16 protein-coding genes are annotated in these 19644 nt (G+C 28.9%); 8 read left to right on the top strand and 8 right to left on the bottom strand.

The genetic code is table 11. The annotated features are described in order from the left end of the window. Nucleotides 1-43: 43 nt before the first annotated feature. Genes EGM88_RS06870 through pyrR form a run of 3 tightly spaced genes read right to left on the bottom strand, consistent with a single transcriptional unit; the run spans nucleotide 44 to nucleotide 1846 of the window. Nucleotides 44-376 carry a ribonuclease Z gene (locus tag EGM88_RS06870; protein ID WP_123897244.1) on the bottom strand — a complete coding sequence of 111 codons (333 nt, stop codon included), beginning with the start codon at nucleotides 374-376 and terminating at the stop codon, nucleotides 44-46. Next, the gene (locus EGM88_RS06865) at nucleotides 373-1302 is read right to left on the bottom strand and encodes an aspartate carbamoyltransferase catalytic subunit (protein ID WP_123897243.1); all 930 of its coding nucleotides are present in this window, start codon (nucleotides 1300-1302) and stop codon (nucleotides 373-375) included. The genes EGM88_RS06870 and EGM88_RS06865 overlap by 4 nt, the downstream gene beginning before the upstream one ends. A 1-nt stretch (nucleotide 1303) precedes the next feature. Next, nucleotides 1304-1846 (bottom strand): bifunctional pyr operon transcriptional regulator/uracil phosphoribosyltransferase PyrR, encoded by a 543-nt coding sequence (gene pyrR, locus EGM88_RS06860; protein ID WP_123897242.1) that lies wholly within the window; start codon nucleotides 1844-1846, stop codon nucleotides 1304-1306. Between the two features lie 161 nt (nucleotides 1847-2007). On the opposite strand from pyrR, the gene EGM88_RS06855 reads away from it, so the two are divergent. Further along, nucleotides 2008-3396, top strand: coding sequence for a tetratricopeptide repeat protein (locus tag EGM88_RS06855; RefSeq protein WP_238988398.1), 1389 nt, complete (start codon nucleotides 2008-2010; stop codon nucleotides 3394-3396). Nucleotides 3397-3400: 4 nt separating this feature from the next. Here EGM88_RS06855 and EGM88_RS06850 read toward each other — a convergent pair whose 3' ends face one another. The 3 genes from EGM88_RS06850 to EGM88_RS06840 all read right to left on the bottom strand — a co-directional run bounded on the left by EGM88_RS06850 (nucleotide 3401) and on the right by EGM88_RS06840 (nucleotide 6453). Then, entirely contained in the window at nucleotides 3401-5020 is a 1620-nt protein-coding gene (locus EGM88_RS06850) for an ArnT family glycosyltransferase (RefSeq protein WP_123897241.1), read from the bottom strand. Between the two features lie 75 nt (nucleotides 5021-5095). After that, nucleotides 5096-5734, bottom strand: a complete 639-nt coding sequence (locus EGM88_RS06845; protein WP_123897240.1) for a lipid-A-disaccharide synthase N-terminal domain-containing protein — start codon at nucleotides 5732-5734, stop codon at nucleotides 5096-5098. Further along, a complete protein-coding gene (locus tag EGM88_RS06840) occupies nucleotides 5731-6453 on the bottom strand; it encodes a glycosyltransferase family 2 protein (RefSeq protein ID WP_123897239.1) in 723 nt (240 codons plus the stop codon). The genes EGM88_RS06845 and EGM88_RS06840 overlap by 4 nt, the downstream gene beginning before the upstream one ends. Before the next feature lie 118 nt (nucleotides 6454-6571). Here EGM88_RS06840 and EGM88_RS06835 point away from each other — a divergent pair, with 118 nt between their 5' ends. The 4 genes from EGM88_RS06835 (at nucleotide 6572) to EGM88_RS06820 (ending at nucleotide 11561) form a co-directional block, all read left to right on the top strand. Further along, nucleotides 6572-7498 (top strand): DUF368 domain-containing protein, encoded by a 927-nt coding sequence (locus EGM88_RS06835; RefSeq protein WP_123897238.1) that lies wholly within the window; start codon nucleotides 6572-6574, stop codon nucleotides 7496-7498. After that, nucleotides 7499-8530, top strand: a complete 1032-nt coding sequence (locus tag EGM88_RS06830) for a DUF368 domain-containing protein (protein ID WP_123897237.1) — start codon at nucleotides 7499-7501, stop codon at nucleotides 8528-8530. Then, a complete protein-coding gene (locus EGM88_RS06825; protein WP_123897236.1) occupies nucleotides 8487-9233 on the top strand; it encodes a shikimate dehydrogenase family protein in 747 nt (248 codons plus the stop codon). Before EGM88_RS06830 ends, EGM88_RS06825 begins: the two co-directional genes overlap by 44 nt. A 276-nt stretch (nucleotides 9234-9509) precedes the next feature. Then, on the top strand, nucleotides 9510-11561 hold the full coding sequence (locus tag EGM88_RS06820; RefSeq protein WP_123897235.1) for a DUF349 domain-containing protein: 2052 nt from the start codon (nucleotides 9510-9512) through the stop codon (nucleotides 11559-11561). A gap of 100 nt (nucleotides 11562-11661) precedes the next feature. On the opposite strand, the gene EGM88_RS06815 is transcribed toward EGM88_RS06820, so the two are convergent. After that, nucleotides 11662-12666, bottom strand: a complete 1005-nt coding sequence (locus EGM88_RS06815; protein WP_123897234.1) for a 3-oxoacyl-ACP synthase III family protein — start codon at nucleotides 12664-12666, stop codon at nucleotides 11662-11664. Between the two features lie 340 nt (nucleotides 12667-13006). On the opposite strand from EGM88_RS06815, the gene htpG reads away from it, so the two are divergent. Together htpG and EGM88_RS06805 are read left to right on the top strand one after the other, a co-directional pair. Then, on the top strand, nucleotides 13007-14932 hold the full coding sequence (htpG, locus tag EGM88_RS06810; RefSeq protein WP_123897233.1) for a molecular chaperone HtpG: 1926 nt from the start codon (nucleotides 13007-13009) through the stop codon (nucleotides 14930-14932). 219 nt (nucleotides 14933-15151) lie between these two features. Beyond that, entirely contained in the window at nucleotides 15152-17404 is a 2253-nt protein-coding gene (locus EGM88_RS06805; protein ID WP_123897232.1) for an FUSC family protein, read from the top strand. Nucleotides 17405-17548: 144 nt separating this feature from the next. Here the strand turns inward: EGM88_RS06805 and EGM88_RS06800 are convergent, their stop codons facing one another. Continuing rightward, complete coding sequence (locus EGM88_RS06800; RefSeq protein ID WP_123897231.1) at nucleotides 17549-18247, bottom strand: M15 family metallopeptidase; 699 nt, start codon at nucleotides 18245-18247, stop codon at nucleotides 17549-17551. 212 nt (nucleotides 18248-18459) lie between these two features. On the opposite strand from EGM88_RS06800, the gene EGM88_RS06795 reads away from it, so the two are divergent. Next, nucleotides 18460-19533: a hypothetical protein gene (locus tag EGM88_RS06795; RefSeq protein WP_123897230.1), complete on the top strand. Its 1074-nt coding sequence runs from the start codon at nucleotides 18460-18462 to the stop codon at nucleotides 19531-19533. The last annotated feature ends 111 nt before the right edge of the window (nucleotides 19534-19644 follow it).

Below are 19644 nucleotides of genomic sequence, written 5' to 3'. Positions count from 1 at the left end.
CTATTTAAAGTTAAAATAATTTTTCCCATATTATATTTTTAAGCTAAAAGCCTAAATCTCGTTCTATATTTTCCATTTCTACTATATCCTTTGCTTCAACAAGCGTGGGTACAACATTCATTTCATCAGGTAAGATATCAGTCTCAATCTCATTTAAAACAATAACAAAAGACATGCCATTATTTCTCCATTCTTTAACAATCGGCAAAAATACTAAGATATTTTCTATATCTACCCTTTTAAGTTTAGAAAAATCGATAATTATATTCTCGTTTTTAAAGTTAGCATATTTTTTTGAAAAATCCGAATAAAAATCATCAATAGATAATTTTTCGATTTTAAAAATAGTTGCTAATTCAGTTTTTTCTACAATCATTTTTTTATTTGTTGAGCTAATAAGTAGATTACTGCCATTCTAATAGCAACTCCATTTTCTACTTGATTTAATATAATAGATTGATCAGAATCTGCTACATCACTTGTTATTTCAACGCCTCTGTTGATAGGCCCTGGATGCATTATTACAATTTTCTTGCCAAGACTATCTAATAAAGCCTTATCAATACCAAAAAGTTGGGTATATTCTCTAATTGATGGAAAATATTTAATATCCATTCGTTCATGTTGCACTCGTAATACGTTGGCAACATCACACCATTCTAATGCTTTTTTTAGATTGGTTTCAACTTCAACTCCTAAAGATGTAATAAATTTTGGAATTAGAGTTGTAGGTCCACAAATTTTAACTTTTGCTCCTTGTAATTGCAATGCAAATATGTTAGAAAGTGCAACTCTAGAGTGTAATATATCTCCAATGATTACAATTTTTTTACCTTTTACAGAACCCAATTTTTCTCTAATTGAATAGCTATCTAATAATGCTTGTGTGGGATGTTCGTGAGCTCCATCACCAGCATTTATAATTCTTGCATTTACATGTTTAGATAAAAACACACCTGCACCAACGTTTGGATGCCGCATTACTACTATATCAACTTTCATTGAAAGTATGTTATTTACTGTATCAATTAAAGTTTCACCTTTTTTAACTGATGATTGACCAGCAGAAAAATTGATAATGTCAGCAGAAAGTCTTTTCTCAGCCAATTCAAAAGATAATTTAGTTCTTGTACTATTTTCAAAAAATAAATTGGCAATAGTAATATCTCTTAATGAAGGTACCTTTTTTATGGGTCTATTAATTACTTCCTTAAAATGGTCTGCTGTTTCAAAAATTAAATTAATATCTTCTTTTTTGAGATATTTAATTCCTAACAGATGGTCTGTGCTTAAAGCTTTCATTCTAATTATTACTTAATAGATAAACGGCATCTTTTTTATCATTTTCTAGCCAAGAAACTTTTACTTTTTCAGAGTTAATTGCATCTACTTGTCTCCCTTTGTAATTTGGCTGAATAGGTAAATGTCTGCTAAATCTTCTATCAATTAACACTAGCAATTCAATAGATTCGGGACGTCCAAAAGATTGAATGGCTGTTAATGCAGATCTGACACTTCTTCCAGAAAATAATACATCATCAATGATAACTACATTCTTATCTTCTACAATAAAATCAATAGAAGTATTGCTTGCGGCTAAAGGCTCTTCTCTTCGTCTAAAATCATCACGATAGAACGTAATGTCCAATTGCCCCAATTTTATATTAGAAATTTTATAGTCGTTCTGCAAAATTTCAGTTAATCTATTCGCTAGAAAAATACCTCTAGGTTGTAAACCTATTAAAACCGTATTATTAAAATCATTATGATTTTCAATAAGTTGACAAGCCAAGCGGTGAAGTATAATGTGAATATCTTTAGCGTTAAGTAATGTCTTCTTTGCCATTAGAGCAGTATAAACCTTTGATTGTAGCACAAAAATACATTATTTTTTTATAAAAAAAACGGTTTATAACATGTTAATTATTTTGTTAACAACATTTGTGTTGTTTGTCTTATAAAAAAAGAGATTGCATTAATTTTAAATCTGTAAGAAAACCTGATTATATGCACGCATTTCAAAATGATGATGATGATGAAATACCATTATCTAAATTTGAATCAATGTTAAAAACAAATAGTGTATATTTTTTTGACTCAACAGAGTTCGAAGAAATAATTATACACTATATGAATGTTGGTAAAATGTCATTGGCTAAAAAGGCTTTAGATTTAGGCTTGAGACAACATCCTGATTCTGTTGCTTTAAAATTGGCTTATGTTGAAGTACTGTTGTATGAAGATAAAATAAATAAAGCTGAACAACTCTTGATGGAATTGGAGGAAATTGACCCTTTAAATGATCAAGTTTTTCTCCATAAAGCTTCATTATTATCTAAAAAAGACAAGCATAAGGAAGCCATTGTAGCTTTAAATCAAGCCCTTTTGTATACTGAAGATGAGGGTGATGTGTACTCGATGATTGGTATGGAATATTTGTACTTAGAAGATTTTGATACCGCAAGATTGCATTTTGCTAAATGCTTAGAGGTAGAGTTCGATGACTATTCGGCTTTATACAATGTAATTTATTGTTTTGATATGCTTGATCAGCACGAAGAAGCAATTGATTATTTGGTTGATTATATAAATAAAGATCCTTACAGTGAAATTGCTTGGCATCAATTAGGTCGTCAATACTTTATGATAAATAATTTTGTAGAAGCTTTAAAAGCTTTTGATTATTCTATTTTAATTGACGAATATTTTATCGGTGCATATCTTGAAAAAGCAAAAACGTTAGAAGAGTTAAAACGATACGAGGAAGCTATCGCTAATTATCAATTAACTATTAATTTAGAGGATGGTAGTTCTTTTACCTATCTTAGAATTGCTAATTGTTATGAGAAGATGGGAGAAGTTAAAAAAGCTTTAAAGTATTATAATATTACTGTTAAAGAAGATCCTTTGTTAGATAAAGGTTGGTTGGCTTTAACAGATTTATATATTAAAAATAAGAATTATCAAAAGGCTCTGTATTTTATTAATAAAGCCCTTTTAATTGATGATAGTAATAGTGTATATTGGTTGAGATATGCGGAAATTAATTTGAAATTAAACTTTTTTGAAGAAGCGATTAGAGGTTTTCAAAAATGTTTAGATTTAGAAGATTATGCTTTGGGTATTTTTATTGCTTTAACTGATGTATTGCATTTTATAGGTGAATTTAAAGACGCTATTGATGTATTATTAAAGGCTCGTGAATTTTATAATGATTTTGCTGAAATTGAATATAGATTGGCAGGGTTATATATACTTTCACAACAGGAGGTATTAGGACTAGAATTGTTAGAAAAAGCTCTAAAATTAGATTACGATTACCATTACATAATTAAAGAATTGTATCCTTCGGTTTTTGAATTAGAGGATGTTAAAATTTTAGTTGCAATTTCTTAAGCTTCTAATAATAGATGGTCCATTTTCCCATTTCTTTTTTAGTAGTGTAACTGTTGATTAACCATTGTAAGTTTTCTGGAACTTTCTGTTTGTAAACTAATAATACTGTGGGTTGAGCGGTAAGTTTATATAGTGATTTATATTCTTGGTCATTTTTAAGGTTAATAAGGTGTTTTTTCCAATTTAAATCTTGTTCAAATTGAGTTTCTCTGTTTAAAGATTCATGACCATCATATAAAGAAATAATAGATTTATTTAATCCAAATGCTATTGAAGGTTTACGGGTGTTGTAAACTAAAATTTCTCTATCATTTAAACGTTTCTGTTTTATAAAATCTGTTATTGGTTTTACCCCATTTACTTTTAATTCATTTTTATTAAATATTATAGAGCTACTTATTACCAATAACAGAGCAATTAGCAATGAGGTATAAATAGGTTTTTCTTTAGCGTTAATTTTTTTATTCCTATAAATTAGAATTATTGAAATAATTATTAAACCACTCGCTATAGATAAATAATAAGGAATATCCATGTCAAAATCTATAAAAGGGGCAATAATAAAAGTAAGTAGTATTAATCCTGAAAAAATGAGAATAATAGCATTCACATTTTTTACTTTATATATTTCAAGTTTTGTAAATAAGTGAGCGGTTAATATAGCCAATATACTATATAATGGTAATATGTATAAAATACGTTTGGAAGAGGAAATAGAAAAGAATAGTAGTGGTATTACTACTGCCATTAATAATGCAAAATGTAAGGTTTTTAACTTAAAAACTTTTTTTTGATCTTTTACAAGATAGAGTAGGGCTAAAAACCAAGGCAATCCAACCAGTGGAGCAAATGCTAAAAAATACCAAAATGGTTCTGTTCGACCAAAAGCATTTTTAGAAAATCTGTCTGCAGTTTGTTTGCCTAAAAAATAATCAATAAATGAAGAGTTTTGTACACCTAAGTAGATAAACCAAGAAGACGCAAGAGTTAAAAACAATGTCCATGCTAGTATGTGATGGATTGAAAAAGATGTTTTTGGTTTTTCTTTAGTATTATAAAATAATATAAAGAGTACAGGAACAATAAAAATAACTGGTCCTTTGGTTAAAAAACCTAAACTTAAACTTATGGTAAAAAAATACAACCATTTAAAAGATCCAGTTGTTCTATACTTAACCCAAGTATAAATACTGAGAAGAGCAAAAGTTGCTAAAAATGCATCTGTTGTTAAGTTTCTTGATGAAATTAACACTAGAGGGAAACTAAAATAAATAATTGACGCCCACAAGGCGGTTTTTTTAGTGTTGAATAATAAATTTGTTAGTTTGTAAACTAATATAAGTTGTATTAATACAGCGAGTTGTAAAAAAAAACGTGCTCCAAAAGCATTTATTCCAAATATTTTATAACCAAGTGCTGTAATTTGGTAGGTAAATGGAGGTTTGTGATAATGATGTACATCTAATAAATTTGGTTGTAAGTAATCTCCAGTAACATACATTGCTCTTGCAATTTCAGCATACCTTGCATCACTGCTTTCTATTACGCCATATGAGCCAACATTAATAAGTAATGCTATTGCTGCAATAATTAGAAATATGTTGAAATTAAAATTATCTTTCATTTTATTTTAAATTAAATAATGTGTTCTCGTCAATAGTGCATTTTAGCTCATTGGAGAATGTTTTAGTTAAGATTTTTACTTCGTTTGTTTTAAAAGTATGTAAATATTTCTACTATAAATAATAAAACCAAATAATTGCCCGATAAATAAAACAGGATCTCTTCTAATTATGGCATAACTTAAAATCATTAAAGAGCCTACAAGACTTAACATCCAAAATCCAAAAGGAAGCGTTGATTCTTTTATCCGTTCAGAATATAACCATTGATAAACAAATCGTAAAGTGAATATAACTTGACCTATACTTCCAAATAGTAATAACCAAAAAGGAATGTTTTCGTTTTTAAACAAACGTTCTATGTCTATTTGATTATTATTAAAAGAATAAGTAGCAATTAAAAAAGGAAAAGCAAGTAAAAAACCTCGTAAAAATTTTGGTAATTTTCTCCATGAACCTTGTAATTGCATATTTCTGATATAAATAAAATAAGTTAATGATTGTCCTAGCATTATGGCAAAATCGTCACGTAGCCATCCATAAATAAACAATAGAAATGAAGCAATTAAACTTAATTGCCAAAACAATTCAGGAGTTAAAACTTTTTTTACTTTTTCAGATTGAATCCATTGTAGTAACAATCTTGCAGAGAATAAAATTTGAGCTGCAAAACCTATAATATAAACAAAGTATTTGTATGAAAGCCAATCGCTCATGAATCGATTTTTGACTTTTCTATAGTATAATTAATATATCTACTTCGCATCCATCTATAAGCAAAAGTATCACGTAAAGCTTTTAAAGACCTGTTAAAAATATTAAATTTAGATTTACCTGCTATACGTTCAAAATGTTGAACTCTTAGTTGTTTGATTTTACCATTCTGAAGTAATATCAGTGCAGGAATAAAACGGTGCATTCCTTTAAAAAAAGGAATTTTTTTTGCTACATCGGTATGAATTACTTTTAAGGGGCAACCGGTATCAATTATGCCATCATTTATTAATCCTCGTCTAATGCTATTGGCAATTACAGACTGTATTTTTTTATTTAAAGTATCTTTTCGTTTACCTCTATACCCAATAACAGCTTGGTAATTATCAATTTCAGCTAATAAAAGATCAAAGTCGTATGGAGTTGTTTGTAAATCAGCATCAATATATCCTATTAATTCTGTTTTAATATGGTCAATTCCGGCTTTAATAGCAGCACTTAGGCCACAATTATTCTTAAATTTTAAATATTCAAAATCAGGATTTCCTTCACAAATTTCAGCAATTTTAGTAAAACTATTGTCTGTAGAACCATCATCAATAAAAAGTACTTTACTTTTAGTTTTACTTTTTGAAAAATAATCGGTAAATGTAGAGTATATCCTATCTAAATTGTCAATTTCATTATAAACGGGAATGATAATAGTCATTCGATATTGCATGTGATTCAAATTTTAGATAGATTGCAAATGTACAAATATTTGAAAACTACTTTAAAAAGAGATAAAAAAAATAGCTACAAACAATTTAACTATATTTGGAGCTAATTTTTAGAAATAGATGAAGAGAAGTTTAAAACAATATATTGGCATCACACTTAAAGGTGTAGCAATGGGTGCGGCAGATGTTGTTCCAGGTGTTTCAGGTGGTACAATTGCTTTTATATCAGGGATTTACGAAGAGTTGTTGGAGGCAATTAACAGTGTTAACTTTAACACTCTTAAGATTTTGAAAACAAAAGGTATAAAAGCAGCATGGAAATCTGTGAATGGTAATTTTTTGTTTTCATTATTATTAGGTGTTGGAATTAGCATTCTATCATTAGCAAAACTTATAAAATATTTATTAGAAAATGAACCTATATTGCTATGGTCTTTCTTTTTTGGATTAGTTTTGGCGAGTATCTTTTTTGTAGGTAAACAAATTAAGAACTGGAATGTTGGCACCATAATTATGTTATTTATTGGGGCTGTAGTAGCCTATTATATTACTACTTTACCACCCATGGGAGCTCATGATACGCCAGCGTGGTTTTTGTTTTTATCAGGAGCACTAGCCATTTGTGCTATGATTTTACCCGGAATTTCAGGAAGTTTTATTTTATTATTATTGGGGGCATATAAACCAGTAATTGAAGCTTTAAATCAAAAAGATATAAAAACATTAATCATAGTTGTAATTGGTGCAGTAGTTGGGTTGTTAACTTTTTCTAGAGTGTTAAAATGGCTTTTTAATAAATATAGAAATATTACTTTAGCAGTATTAACTGGTTTTATTGCCGGATCTTTAAATAAAATTTGGCCTTGGAAAGAAGTGCTTACATGGCGAGAGAATTCAAAAGGAGTTCTGGTACCTTTTATAGAAGAAAGCATTTCACCATTTAATTATAATGGAGATTCTCAATTAATAGGAGCTTTTGTTTTGGCAATTGTAGGAGTTGCAGTAATTTATGGATTAGAAAAATTTTCAAATGTGAAGGTTGGTTAAATGGCGAACGAGCGTACTTTTTCGGATAAAGTTTTCCTTTTTATTAAAGGATTAGCTATGGGGGCTGCAAATAAAGTGCCTGGAGTATCTGGCGGTATTGTGGCCTTTGTAGCAGGTTTTTACGAAGAGCTAATTTATTCGTTACAGAAAGTTAATGGTAAAGCATTAAAATTGCTTTTAAATGGTCGTTTTAAAAGTTTCTATCAATATACAAATGCTCAGTTTTTAACTTTAATTTTTGCAGGTAGTATATTTAGTTACTTCAGTGTTTCTCAAGTTCTTGATTATTTTATAAAAAATTATGAATTGTTTGTTTGGAGTGCATTTTTTGGCATGATAATCGGTTCAATTTATTATATCAGTAAACAAATTGAAAGCTGGTCTACAAAAAATATTATAGGTATTATTTTTGGTATTATTGTTGGGGTTGCTATAAGTTTTATGAACCCAGCAAAAGAAAATGACAATTTATTGTTTGTTTTTTTCTGCGGTATTATTGGTGTAACAGGTATGACTTTACCGGGTTTATCAGGCTCATTTATTTTAATACTATTAGGTAATTATGTATTGTTATTAGTTGATTCTGTTAATATGCTATACCAGACTATTGTTGATGTTTTTCAAGGGAATTTTGAGTTTTTAAAAGATGCTGTTAGAATGCGATATTTAAAAATTGTTACTGTTTTTGGAGCAGGATCAGTTTTTGGATTGGTATTTACGTCACAAATTTTAGCTTATGTTTTAAAAAGATGGCATCAGTTAGTAACAGCTATTATTATTGGATTTATAAGCGGTTCTTTAGGTATAGTTTGGCCTTGGAAACGTGCGGTATATAAATTAGATAATGGTAATTTTTTACTTGATTCTAAAGGTGAAAAAGTTATAGAAAATTATAAACGTTTTATTCCTAATTTTGCTGAAACAGAGACGTGGATTGCAATAACATTTGTTTTATTGGGAATTTCAATTGTTTTACTGATTGATTATTATGGAAAAAAATCTACAAATAAGGAAATTCGGGTTGATAGGTAAGAATATTTCCTATTCATTCTCTAGACATTATTTTACTAATAAATTTCAAGACCTGAAATTGAAAAATCATCAATATGTAAATTTTGATTTACAAGCGATTGACAATTTTTTAAAGATTAATTTGGAAGAAGTAAGTGGATTCAATGTCACAATTCCTTATAAGGAAAAAATTTTTCAGTTTTTAACAGAAGTTGATAATGTAGCTAAAGAAATAGGAGCTGTTAATACAATAAAAATTACTAATAATAATCAATTAATAGGATATAATACTGATTATTATGGATTTAGAGAATCTTTAAATCCTCTACTTAAACCACATCACACGAAAGCACTTGTACTTGGTACAGGAGGAGCATCTAAAGCCATTTTATATGTTCTTAAAGAGTTGAATATTACCTATTTAGTAGTTTCGAGATCTCCAAAAGATGGGCAAATATCCTACAAAGATATATCTGAAAAAGTAATAAATGATTATACTTTAATAATTAACAGTACGCCCTTAGGAACTTATCCTGATATTGATAAATGTCCAAATATTCCCTACAATTATCTTAGTGATAAACATTTACTATTTGATGTAATTTATAATCCAGAAAAATCTACATTTTTAAAAAAAGGTGAGCAAAAAGGTGCAACAATTATAAATGGGTTAAAAATGTTAGAATTACAAGCAGAAAAAGCATGGGAAATTTGGAATAAGTAGTAGTTTTTTTTCTCTTTTAGCTTTAAAAATATATTACGTTCCACTGTTTTTAACCTAGTGTTTTCTTGATGTCGCATAAATTTTTAACTTGTTAATAATTATTATTTTTCTTATTTTTAAGGTTGGTTGGTTTATTCAATTGTAAATCAGTGTGCTACGCAACCTTTGTGTTGTAAATGTATCTAAAATATAGAAAAATAGTTTTGTTAGTTGAAAAAGCTATTAGTATCTTTAAACACTTTTAATTTTAAAAGCGAACCTTAAACATTTAAAAAGATGTTAGACGAGAAATCAAATAATTCAGAAGTAGAGAATTTATCAAATGAAAACGTTGCTGAAAATGAAAATGTCCTAAAGAAAGAAGTAGTCATTAATGAAACTTCTAATAAACAGGATGCTGAATCAGCAGTTGAACCAAATAATGAAGAAGATATTACTTCCAAAGTTGTTGACGATAAAGAAGGTGAAAAGGAGGAAGAGTTAAAAGAAGAAGTTATATCTGAAAAGGATTTAAAAAGTGAAGATAATGATTCTGTTACAGTAGAAAAAGTTGAAACAGCTGAAAAACCACTAGTGTCTCAGATCGATAATGAAATAGAAGAGGTTAAAAAGAAGAAAACTAATTATGAAAAATTAGATTTAGAAGGGTTGGTAAGTGAACTTCAAAAATTAGTTAAAACAGGGTCTATAACTGAAATAAAAAGTGATGTTGATAGCATCAAAAAGAACTTTAATAAAAAATTTGGTCAACTTTTAGCTGAAAAAAAAGAAGCATTTATAGCTGAAGGAGGAAATGCAATTGATTTCTATTATAGTCCGGCTGTAAAATCTAACTATAATGATTTACTTTTTGAATACAAAACAAAGCGAGAAGCTTACTATGAAAATATAGCGAAAGAGCAAAAGGAAAATTTAGCAAAACGGTTAGAGTTAATTGAAGAATTGAAAGAACTTATTGAGAATGCTGACCCGTCAACCATGTATGGGTTATTTAAAAATCTTCGCGAGAGATGGCGTAGTATAGGTAAAATACCTAGTGCTCAATATAATGATACATGGCGTACGTATGAACATCATGTAGAACGTTTTTACGATCTTTTACATTTAAGTAATGATTTAAGAGATTTAGATTTTAAACATAATTTAGAAGAAAAAACAAAATTAGCAGAAAGGGCAGAAGAATTGGTTGAAATGTCTGATTTAAATGCTGCATTTAAAGAATTGCAAGTTTTACATAGGTTGTGGAAAGAAGAAGTAGGACCTGTAGCTAGAGAACATCGTGAAGAAATTTGGGAGCGTTTTAGTAATGCTACCAAAAAAATACATGAGAGAAGGCATGAACATCAAAAAGAATTAGAATCAAAGTATGAAGAAAATGTAGAAAAGAAAAAAGAGGTTATTGAAAAAATTAGAAATTTAATTGATAATGCTAGTAGTAGCTCTCATAAATATTGGCAACAAAAAATAAAAGAATTAGAAGCATTAAGGCAGCAATTCTTTAAAATTGGAAAAGTACCAAAGAGTCAAAATGATAAAATTTGGAATGCATTTAAAGAAGCTACTCGTAATTTTAATAGGCAAAAAAATTCGTATTATAAAAATGTAAAAATTGAGCAACATAATAATCTCAAAAAGAAGAAAGCATTAGTAGAAAAAGCTGAATCTTTAAAAGATAGTGAAGATTTTGATACTACTACAGATATAATGAAACAAATTCAAGCAGAATGGAAAACAATTGGCCATGTGCCAAGAAAATATTCCGATAAAATTTGGAAGCAATTTAAAGATGCATGTAATTATTACTTTGATAGGTTACATGGCAAACAAGATGAAGCAAATAAAGAGCAAATAGAAGCTTTTAATAAAAAGAAAGAATTACTAGAAAACTTAAAAAGCCAAACTGACAAAAATGAATCTTTGAGTTTAGAGGTTATTAATTCCTATATTGAGGATTGGAATAAACAGGAAACTTTACCACATAATATGCAGCATGTTGAGGCCAAGTTTCAAAAAGTAATAAATTCTTTATATGGAAAGTTAGATATGGATGAAAAGGAAATCGCCATGTTAAAATTTAAAAATATGGTTGATAATTATGTAGAAACTAACAATTATAGAAAACTTGATAATGAGCAATTATTTGTAAGAAAAAAGATAGATGAAATTACACGAGAAATTCAACAATTGGAAAACAATATGGGCTTCTTTGCAAATACAGATTCTGATAATCCACTTTTAAAAGGAGTTCAGAATAATATTAAAAATTATAATGATCAATTAGAATTGTGGAAAACTAAACTAGAGTATATAACATCATTAGATTATTAGTAGTTTTTTTCTAAATCAATTTTCATCGTAATAATTTATGACTTTTATTTTATAAAATATTACGATGAAAATTTAAAAGTAAAGTTTCTTTTTTTTTCTATTACCATCTGATAATTACACTACCCCAGGTAAAACCACTACCGAAGGCTGCAAGTACAACCAAATCGTTATCTTTTATTTTTCCTTTTTCGTAAGCTTCTGTTAAGGCAATTATAATTGAGGCAGCAGTTGTATTACCATAATTCATAATATTATTATAAACCTGTTCATCCTTTAATTGAAATTTCTTTTGAATAAACTGAGAGATTCTTAAGTTAGCTTGATGAGGTATAAGCATATCAATATCAGAAGGGGATAGGTTATTGGTTTTTAACCCCTCCATGATTACTTCACTAAACCGAACAACTGCATTTTTAAACACAAAAGTACCATCCATATATGGAAAATAAGAAGTGTCTTCTTCTGTTGAGGCTATAATTTCAGGAACCCAATGTTTTATACTTGGTGATTTTACAATTAATTTATCGGCATATTTACCTTCACTATGTAAATGAGAAGATAAAATACCCTTGTTATTGTCTTCGGTTCTTGACAACACGCAAGCTCCAGCACCGTCACCAAAAATTACTGATACACCTCGACCACGTGTAGTTTTATCTAACCCATTAGAGTGATATTCTGCACCAATTACCAAAATGTTTTTATACATTCCTGTTTTTATAAATTGGTCAGCAGTAGAAAGTGCATATATAAATCCAGAACATTGATTTCTAATATCTATGGCACCAACAGTTTTCATGTCTAACATAGCCTGAATTTGTACTCCACAGCCAGGAAAATAATAGTCAGGACTTAATGTTGCAAATACAATAAAATCGATATCATCTTTAGTTAACCCAGAACGTTCAATGGCTATTTTAGCTGCTTTAGCTCCCATAGTAGCTGAGGTGTCTTCACTGTTTTTAGGAATCCATCTACGTTCTTTTATACCAGTTCTTTCTTGTATCCACTCATCATTAGTGTCCATAATTTTAGAAAGATCATTATTAGTAACTACATTGTCAGGTACATAAAAGCCTAGTCCTGTTATTTTTGAATTGTACATTTTAGTAATCGTTTTAAAAAATGCAAGATAAGTAAAGATATCGAATGTCTAAAAAAACTCAATCATTTTTATTGTTCAAATTAGTAAGCTTATACCAATTAATAAGCCTTTTTAAGTTACCAATTTAGCGAGTAAAGTTGTCATTATAATTTTATGTGACTGACTTTGTCAATTAAGATTTGTTTTCTCTGACAAATTGGCATTTTTGTGAGAATGGTATTTTTTTTGACTACACCAAAGGAGTTCTATTTAAATTATAATTATTATTAACAAGTTTCTTACCTAACAGGTTATTCTTAGTGAAATTTAAGGTAAGAATAATACATAAAATCATAAAATTATGGCAAAAGGAAAAATTAATGTTTCAGTTGAAAACATATTTCCATTAATTAAAAAATTCTTGTATTCAGATCATGAGATTTTCTTAAGAGAGTTAATATCAAATGCTACAGATGCAACATTAAAGTTAAAACATCTTTCAACTATTGGTGAAGCTAAGGTAGATTATGGAGATCCTAAGATTGAAGTTAAAATTGATAAAGAAGGTAAGAAATTACATATTATCGATCAGGGTGTGGGGATGTCTAAAGAAGAGGTTGAAAAATATATAAATGAAGTTGCTTTTTCTGGAGCCGAAGAATTTTTAGAAAAATATAAAGATACAGCCAAAGATTCTGGAATTATTGGTCATTTTGGTTTAGGGTTTTATTCTGCTTTTATGGTTGCAGAAAAAGTTGAAATTATTACAAAATCTTATGTGGATGAAGAGTCTGCTGTTCATTGGACATGTGATGGTTCGCCAGAATTCGCATTGACTGAGGCTGATAAAAAAGATAGAGGAACAGAAATTATTCTTCATATTGCAGAAGATTCTACTGAATTTTTAGAAGAACATAGAATTAGAGAGTTGTTAGTTAAATACAACAAGTTTATGCCTGTTCCAATTAAGTTTGGTACTAAAGAAATAGATGATCCTGAGTTTGAACCTAAAACTATAAAAGACAAGGATGGTAAAGAAACTAAGGAACCACATAAAAAAATAACAGTTGATAATATTATTAATAATCCTAATCCTGCTTGGACTAAACAACCTTCAGATTTAAAGGATGAAGATTATAGTTCTTTTTATAGAGAATTGTATCCAATGCAATTTGAAGAACCTCTATTTAATATTCATTTAAATGTTGACTATCCTTTTAATTTAACAGGTATATTATATTTTCCTAAGTTAACTACCAATATAGATATACAAAAGGATAGGATACAATTGTATCAAAATCAGGTGTTTGTAACAGATAATGTAGAGGGTATTGTTCCTGAGTTTTTGCAGATGTTGCGTGGTGTAATAGATTCTCCAGACATTCCTTTAAATGTTTCTCGTAGTTATTTGCAAGCAGATGGTGCTGTAAAAAAGATATCAAGTTACATCACTAAAAAAGTAGCTGACAAATTACAATCTTTATTTAAAAATGATAGAGAAGGGTTCGAGAAAAAATGGAATGACATCAAAATTGTTATTGAATATGGAATGTTGTCAGAACCTAAGTTTTATGAAAAAGCATTTAAATTTGCGTTGTTTCCAACAGTTGATGATAGTTATTTTACTTTTGACGAATTGATAGAGAAAGTAAAACCTGCTCAGACAGATAAAGATAAAAATATTGTCTTATTATACGCAACTAATGCAGATGAACAACACAGTTATATTGAAGAAGCTAAAGAAAAAGGATATGAAGTGTTGTTGTTAGATTCTCCGATTGTTTCTCATTTAATACAAAAAATAGAAGGTGAAAATTCTGAATTGTCAGCAGAAAAACAACCAATAAAATTTGCTAGGGTTGATTCAGATTTTATTGATAACTTAATTAAAAAAGATGAGGATAAAGTTTCTAAACTGACTGAAGAAGAGCAAACTAAATTAAAAGAAATAGTAGAAGGTGTTGTTCCAAAAGAGTATACTGTACAATTAGAAGCTTTAGATTCTAATGCAAATCCTTTTGTTATCACTATACCAGAATTTATGAGAAGAATGAAAGAAATGAGTCAAACTGGTGGAGGTGGAATGATGGGAATGAGTAATTTCCCTGAAATGTATAATTTAGTTGTAAATACTAATAATGATTTGATGCAAAAAATTCTTAGAGCAAAAGGAAAAAAAGAAGAGTATGTAAATCAAGCATTAGATTTAGCTAAATTGTCTCAAAATTTATTAAAAGGTAAAGATTTAACAGCATTTATTAAACGTAGCTTTGATATTATGAAGTAGATTTCATTGATTATTTATGGGAACCGTCTTTTAAGTATTACTTAAAAGACGGTTTTTTTATGGTTCATTTTTTTCTTTTGAATAGTTGTTAAAGAAGTAAAAGGGAATTATAAAATGTAGTTAATTTTAAGTTATAACTTTGTTAGTTGAGCATATATTCTAGTAAATGTAATACAGCTTTCTTTAGGTTAATAAACTATCTTTGTGATGTGATTAGTTATGGTAAAAGAATTGTTAAAATCGGTAGAGTTATTTTTTAAAGGGGCTAGTTTTTACAGAGGTGTTGTATTAACTATAGCTGTTGCACTTCCCTTAGTGTTGTTTTATGCTATTAATTTATTAGATTTTGTACTTCCTGTATTAATGGGCATTTTTGTAAATGCACCAAGTGATATTCCAGGAAGTTTAAAACGTAAAGTTAATGGTATTCTAATCAGTATTGCGTTAACGGTAATTATTACTGGTATCGTTTTATTTTTAAAACCTCATTTTTTATTGTTGTTAGTAGCACTGGCACTATTGTCTTTTTTTAGTTCTATGATAGCGGTGTATGGTTTTAGAGGTTCATTAATTGCATTTTCGGGGTTGTTGGCAATCGTATTAGCATTAGCTGTAAGAAATGAACTTCATGGAGTTGAAATAATTATACACATGGGGCTTTTAGCTGTTGGAGGATTGTGGTATTTGTCTATTTCTCTTTTGCTCAATAGATTAGCTTCAGGAAAACAAGAAAATCAGTTATTGTCAGATACTTTAGCACTCACAGGAGAGTATCTTATTCTAAGGGGTAGAATATTTACGGAAAGGGAATCTCATGATGTTTTATTTAAAAAATTGTTAGAACTTCAAACTCAGATAAGTGAAAAATATGAAACCTTACGTGAATCACTACTACTAACTAGAAAAAATACAGGGCGTTCACATCTTGAAGAAAAAAGGTTACTTATATTTATTTCGTTAGTGGATATTTTTGAGTTAGCAATGGCAAATACTGTTGATTACTCAAAAATTGATGCAATTTTTGGTACACAAAAAAAGTATTTATCAGCTTTTAGCAGTGTTAATGAAACCATGGGAAAACACTTAATTGTACTTTCCGAGGTAATGATAAAGAAAGGTAAAATACCAACAAAAAATAAATTGTTAGATGTTTATGCTCAGGCAGATAAAGCTATTAATAATTATATAGAAGAGGTTGGTTTGCCTAAGGCTAGGGAGGGAGTGTTAACATTGCGAAATCTCCATACTTATCAAGGGCAATTGTTAGAACAGGTTAGAGCAATTAGGCGTGTAATGGCAAATGTTGGCAACGCTTCAAAGCTGTCATTAAAGCCTAAAGAAGCCAATCAATTTATTACCTTACAAGAGTATCGATTTGGGTTAATATTGGAGCATTTAAGTTTTAAATCAACAATATTTAGGCATGCGTTAAGATTAAGCATTACAATTATTGCTGCTTATTTATTAGGGAATTTTTTAGATATTAAAAATGCTTATTGGATTATTTTGACTTTAGTTGTGATTATGCGTCCAAATTATGGGCTAACTAAAGCACGTTCTCAAAATCGTATTATTGGAACCGTTATTGGTGCTGTAGTCGCTGTGTTGATAATTTTTGCGACTCAAAACACTATGATTTATGGAGCTTTAGCATTATTTTCATTGACTTTTGCTTTTTCGTTAATCCAGCAGAGTTATAAAACAGGAGCTGCATTTATAACTATTCATGTTATTTTTGCCTATGCGATACTACAACCAAATGCTTTGGAAGTGGTTGGGTATAGAGTGTTGGATACTTTAATAGGTGCAGCATTGGCTATTGTTGTTAATTATGTTCTTTGGCCTTTATGGGAATTTAAAAATTTAGATCAATTTATATTACCAGTAATAAAATGGAATAGTAAGTATTTAAAAGCTACTCAAAAATTATATGGTTCAGGTTCTGAACCTAATAATCAATATAAAATTCCTAGAAAAGAAGCTTTTTTAGCTATGAGTGAGTTGAATGCTGCCTTTCAACGTATGTCGCAAGATCCAAAATCAAAGCAAAAAGAATTTGAACTTATTTATGAAATTGTAACATTAAACCATACCATTGTTTCTGCAATTGCATCATTAGGTAGTTTTATACAAAAACATAAAGTTACTTCCATAAAAAATCAATTTGATGTTTTTGTTGTTCATATTACGAATACCTTAAAAGAAACTGCCAATATTTTAGATAAGAATAGAAAGTTAGAGTTGTCTACCCAACAGAGTATCGAAGAAGCAAAAGAAGAGTTATTAGATAACTATATTAATTTGGCAAATGAAAGAGATAGGGAAATACAGGCAGGTATGTTAGATGTAAATGAAGAAAAAGTAATTGGTTTACAAGAAGCACATCTGCTATATAATCAACTTGTTTGGTTAAAAAATTTGACAAATAATTTAAAAAAGGCTACATATAAATATAAAAAGGTTATAAAATAAACGGATAATAAATATTGATGTTACCTTTAATCTTTCTAACGTATAATTTTGTTTTCTTTTGAAGTTAAATTAAACGTTGTATTAAGAAATAAAAAAAACCGTATTAATGCGGTTTTTTTTATTGGGTTTGGGTTGATTGTTTTTTTATTCTATTGAAAAATCGAAATAGGTATCAGGGTAAGGTTCATTTGCTAGGGTAAAATGCCACCATTCTTTTTCGTGAGGCTTAAAACCGTGTTTTACCATTCTTCGTTGCAACATTAACCTTATAGATCGTTGATTTTTCGTGATGTTTTTATAATTTGTGGCAGATTTTTCATCAAATAAATCAAAAGGGCTACCTAAGTCTAGTATGTGGCCGGTTTTTAAAGATACAATGGTTAAGTCTACAGAACTTCCTCTACTATGCCCTGATTTTGCAGCAATATACTGTTCTTTAAATAAATCTTTTTTATCAAGATTAGGGTAAAATTGTTCCTTCATTCTCGTATCAGTTGAATCTTGAGCCCATTTTACAAATTGATTTACAGCACGCTGTGGACGATATGCGTCAAAAATCAATAAACCAAAGCCTAATTTTTCAAATTCTTCTTGAACATTTTTTAATGCTAAAGCGGCTTCTTTTGTTAATATACATTTTGGTTTTTTATAACCATCAATAGGTTCTCCAATAAAATTATTAGAGGAGTAATAGCGTAAATCTGTTCTAAGTTTAGGTATTATTTCTTTAACATAAACAAAACCATCTGGAAGTGTTCCTGATTTTTCTTGAGCTTGAATTTTGTAAGAAAGGCTAACTAATAAAAGAACTGATAAGAGTTTTATGAAATACGATATTTTCATTAATTTAATCTTTTGGGTTAAGAGTTTAACGCTAAAGTATTCAATATATTTTATAAAATGGCGTAATGATTTGTGTATGGTAAAATGATAGCTGTTATCTAATTATATGATAAAAGTAATTAAAATTAGTTAATAATCATTGCTTAATTAATGTATCAGTATGTGTCAATTGCTTTTAATTACTATATTTATTAAAATTTTAAAAGGTTAAAATGAATCAGAAATTAATGTCAAAGAAAAAACCTGCTTTTCCTATAACTGATAAGTTGTCGGCATATTTAACAAGGCATGGTAGAAATATAAAAATTCCTATTTTTTATGACGATTTGCTACGCTTTCAAGGAGCAATAGAGATATTTGATGAAGATGGAAATGATACATTATGGGTTAGTGTTTATTTTGCGGAACATGAACGTGGAGAAATTGAACTAAGCTTAAAACGTATATATACTATTTTATGTGCAGATGGAAGTGATACACTTATTCCTTATTTAACTGTTGATAGTATTGATTTTTGTACGTTTGGAAATTCAAAGCCTTTTAGGATAAAGGTTAGAAATATTTTAAATGATATATATACTTATTTTTATATTAAAAAAGCCGATGCATCTCGTATCTATGGATTAGAATTAGAACATCTGTTATCGCCAAACTACATTTACTTTTTAGTTTATAAAGACACATTAATTGAAGAGCATATTTCAGGTATACCTGGGGATATTTTTATAGACAAGCATCTTGATCAGTGTTCAGAGCAAGATAAAAGAACTATTGCTAAAGAGTTTGTGAAATTTAACGAAAGGTGCTTTGTGCGTTTGCTGGGGGATATGCGTTCTTACAATTATGTAATGGTTTTAACACATGATTTTGACAGAATACTTTATAGAATTAGGGCAATTGATTTTGATCAGCAAAGTTTTGAAGGCAATCCTAAAGTATATAAACCTCAATTTTTGAAAGAAAATAATAAGTTGGTAGAAATGACTTTAGAATTGCTTCATCAAGAGTCTATTGATCAGTATAAATTGGAAGAGCGGTCTCTTTTGGCAAAAAGGGCAGCAAGCGAAGATGTTCGGTTGAAAGAAGTATTAGGTTGTATGAGCGAAGATGTGTTGTCTACACCTGAAAAAGTTAAAGAACTTAAAAGTGGCTTGTTAGAACTTACCGGAGATGTTGCATTTAAAAAAGCAACAAATATGGGAGATATTTTAAATAGTGCTTTGGCTTTTGTTAGTCGAAATTATGAAAACTTGAATCCGCATTTAATAAGAGATAAGCATTTGTAATTTTACATAATTGAAAAGAGTAGTGTGGCTAACCTATTAAAGTCTAAGGAAGAAAAGCGAAATACGCATAACTAAAATTAAAAAAACTAAACTTACATTTTAAAGGGTAAG

The sequence above is a fragment of the Aureibaculum marinum genome (genome assembly GCF_003813905.1).
GTDB lineage: Bacteria > Bacteroidota > Bacteroidia > Flavobacteriales > Flavobacteriaceae > Aureibaculum > Aureibaculum marinum.
This window is presented reverse-complemented; position numbering and strand designations above follow the sequence as displayed.

Coding starts and splice junctions, on each gene's coding strand:
- EGM88_RS06870 (WP_123897244.1), bottom strand. CDS start 376: ATGATTGTAGAAAAAACTGAATTAGCAACTATTTTTAAAATCGAAAAA.
- EGM88_RS06865 (WP_123897243.1), bottom strand. CDS start 1,302: ATGAAAGCTTTAAGCACAGACCATCTGTTAGGAATTAAATATCTCAAA.
- pyrR (WP_123897242.1), bottom strand. CDS start 1,846: ATGGCAAAGAAGACATTACTTAACGCTAAAGATATTCACATTATACTT.
- EGM88_RS06855 (WP_238988398.1), top strand. CDS start 2,008: ATGCACGCATTTCAAAATGATGATGATGATGAAATACCATTATCTAAA.
- EGM88_RS06850 (WP_123897241.1), bottom strand. CDS start 5,020: ATGAAAGATAATTTTAATTTCAACATATTTCTAATTATTGCAGCAATA.
- EGM88_RS06845 (WP_123897240.1), bottom strand. CDS start 5,734: ATGAGCGATTGGCTTTCATACAAATACTTTGTTTATATTATAGGTTTT.
- EGM88_RS06840 (WP_123897239.1), bottom strand. CDS start 6,453: ATGCAATATCGAATGACTATTATCATTCCCGTTTATAATGAAATTGAC.
- EGM88_RS06835 (WP_123897238.1), top strand. CDS start 6,572: ATGAAGAGAAGTTTAAAACAATATATTGGCATCACACTTAAAGGTGTA.
- EGM88_RS06830 (WP_123897237.1), top strand. CDS start 7,499: ATGGCGAACGAGCGTACTTTTTCGGATAAAGTTTTCCTTTTTATTAAA.
- EGM88_RS06825 (WP_123897236.1), top strand. CDS start 8,487: ATGGAAAAAAATCTACAAATAAGGAAATTCGGGTTGATAGGTAAGAAT.
- EGM88_RS06820 (WP_123897235.1), top strand. CDS start 9,510: ATGTTAGACGAGAAATCAAATAATTCAGAAGTAGAGAATTTATCAAAT.
- EGM88_RS06815 (WP_123897234.1), bottom strand. CDS start 12,666: ATGTACAATTCAAAAATAACAGGACTAGGCTTTTATGTACCTGACAAT.
- htpG (WP_123897233.1), top strand. CDS start 13,007: ATGGCAAAAGGAAAAATTAATGTTTCAGTTGAAAACATATTTCCATTA.
- EGM88_RS06805 (WP_123897232.1), top strand. CDS start 15,152: ATGGTAAAAGAATTGTTAAAATCGGTAGAGTTATTTTTTAAAGGGGCT.
- EGM88_RS06800 (WP_123897231.1), bottom strand. CDS start 18,247: ATGAAAATATCGTATTTCATAAAACTCTTATCAGTTCTTTTATTAGTT.
- EGM88_RS06795 (WP_123897230.1), top strand. CDS start 18,460: ATGAATCAGAAATTAATGTCAAAGAAAAAACCTGCTTTTCCTATAACT.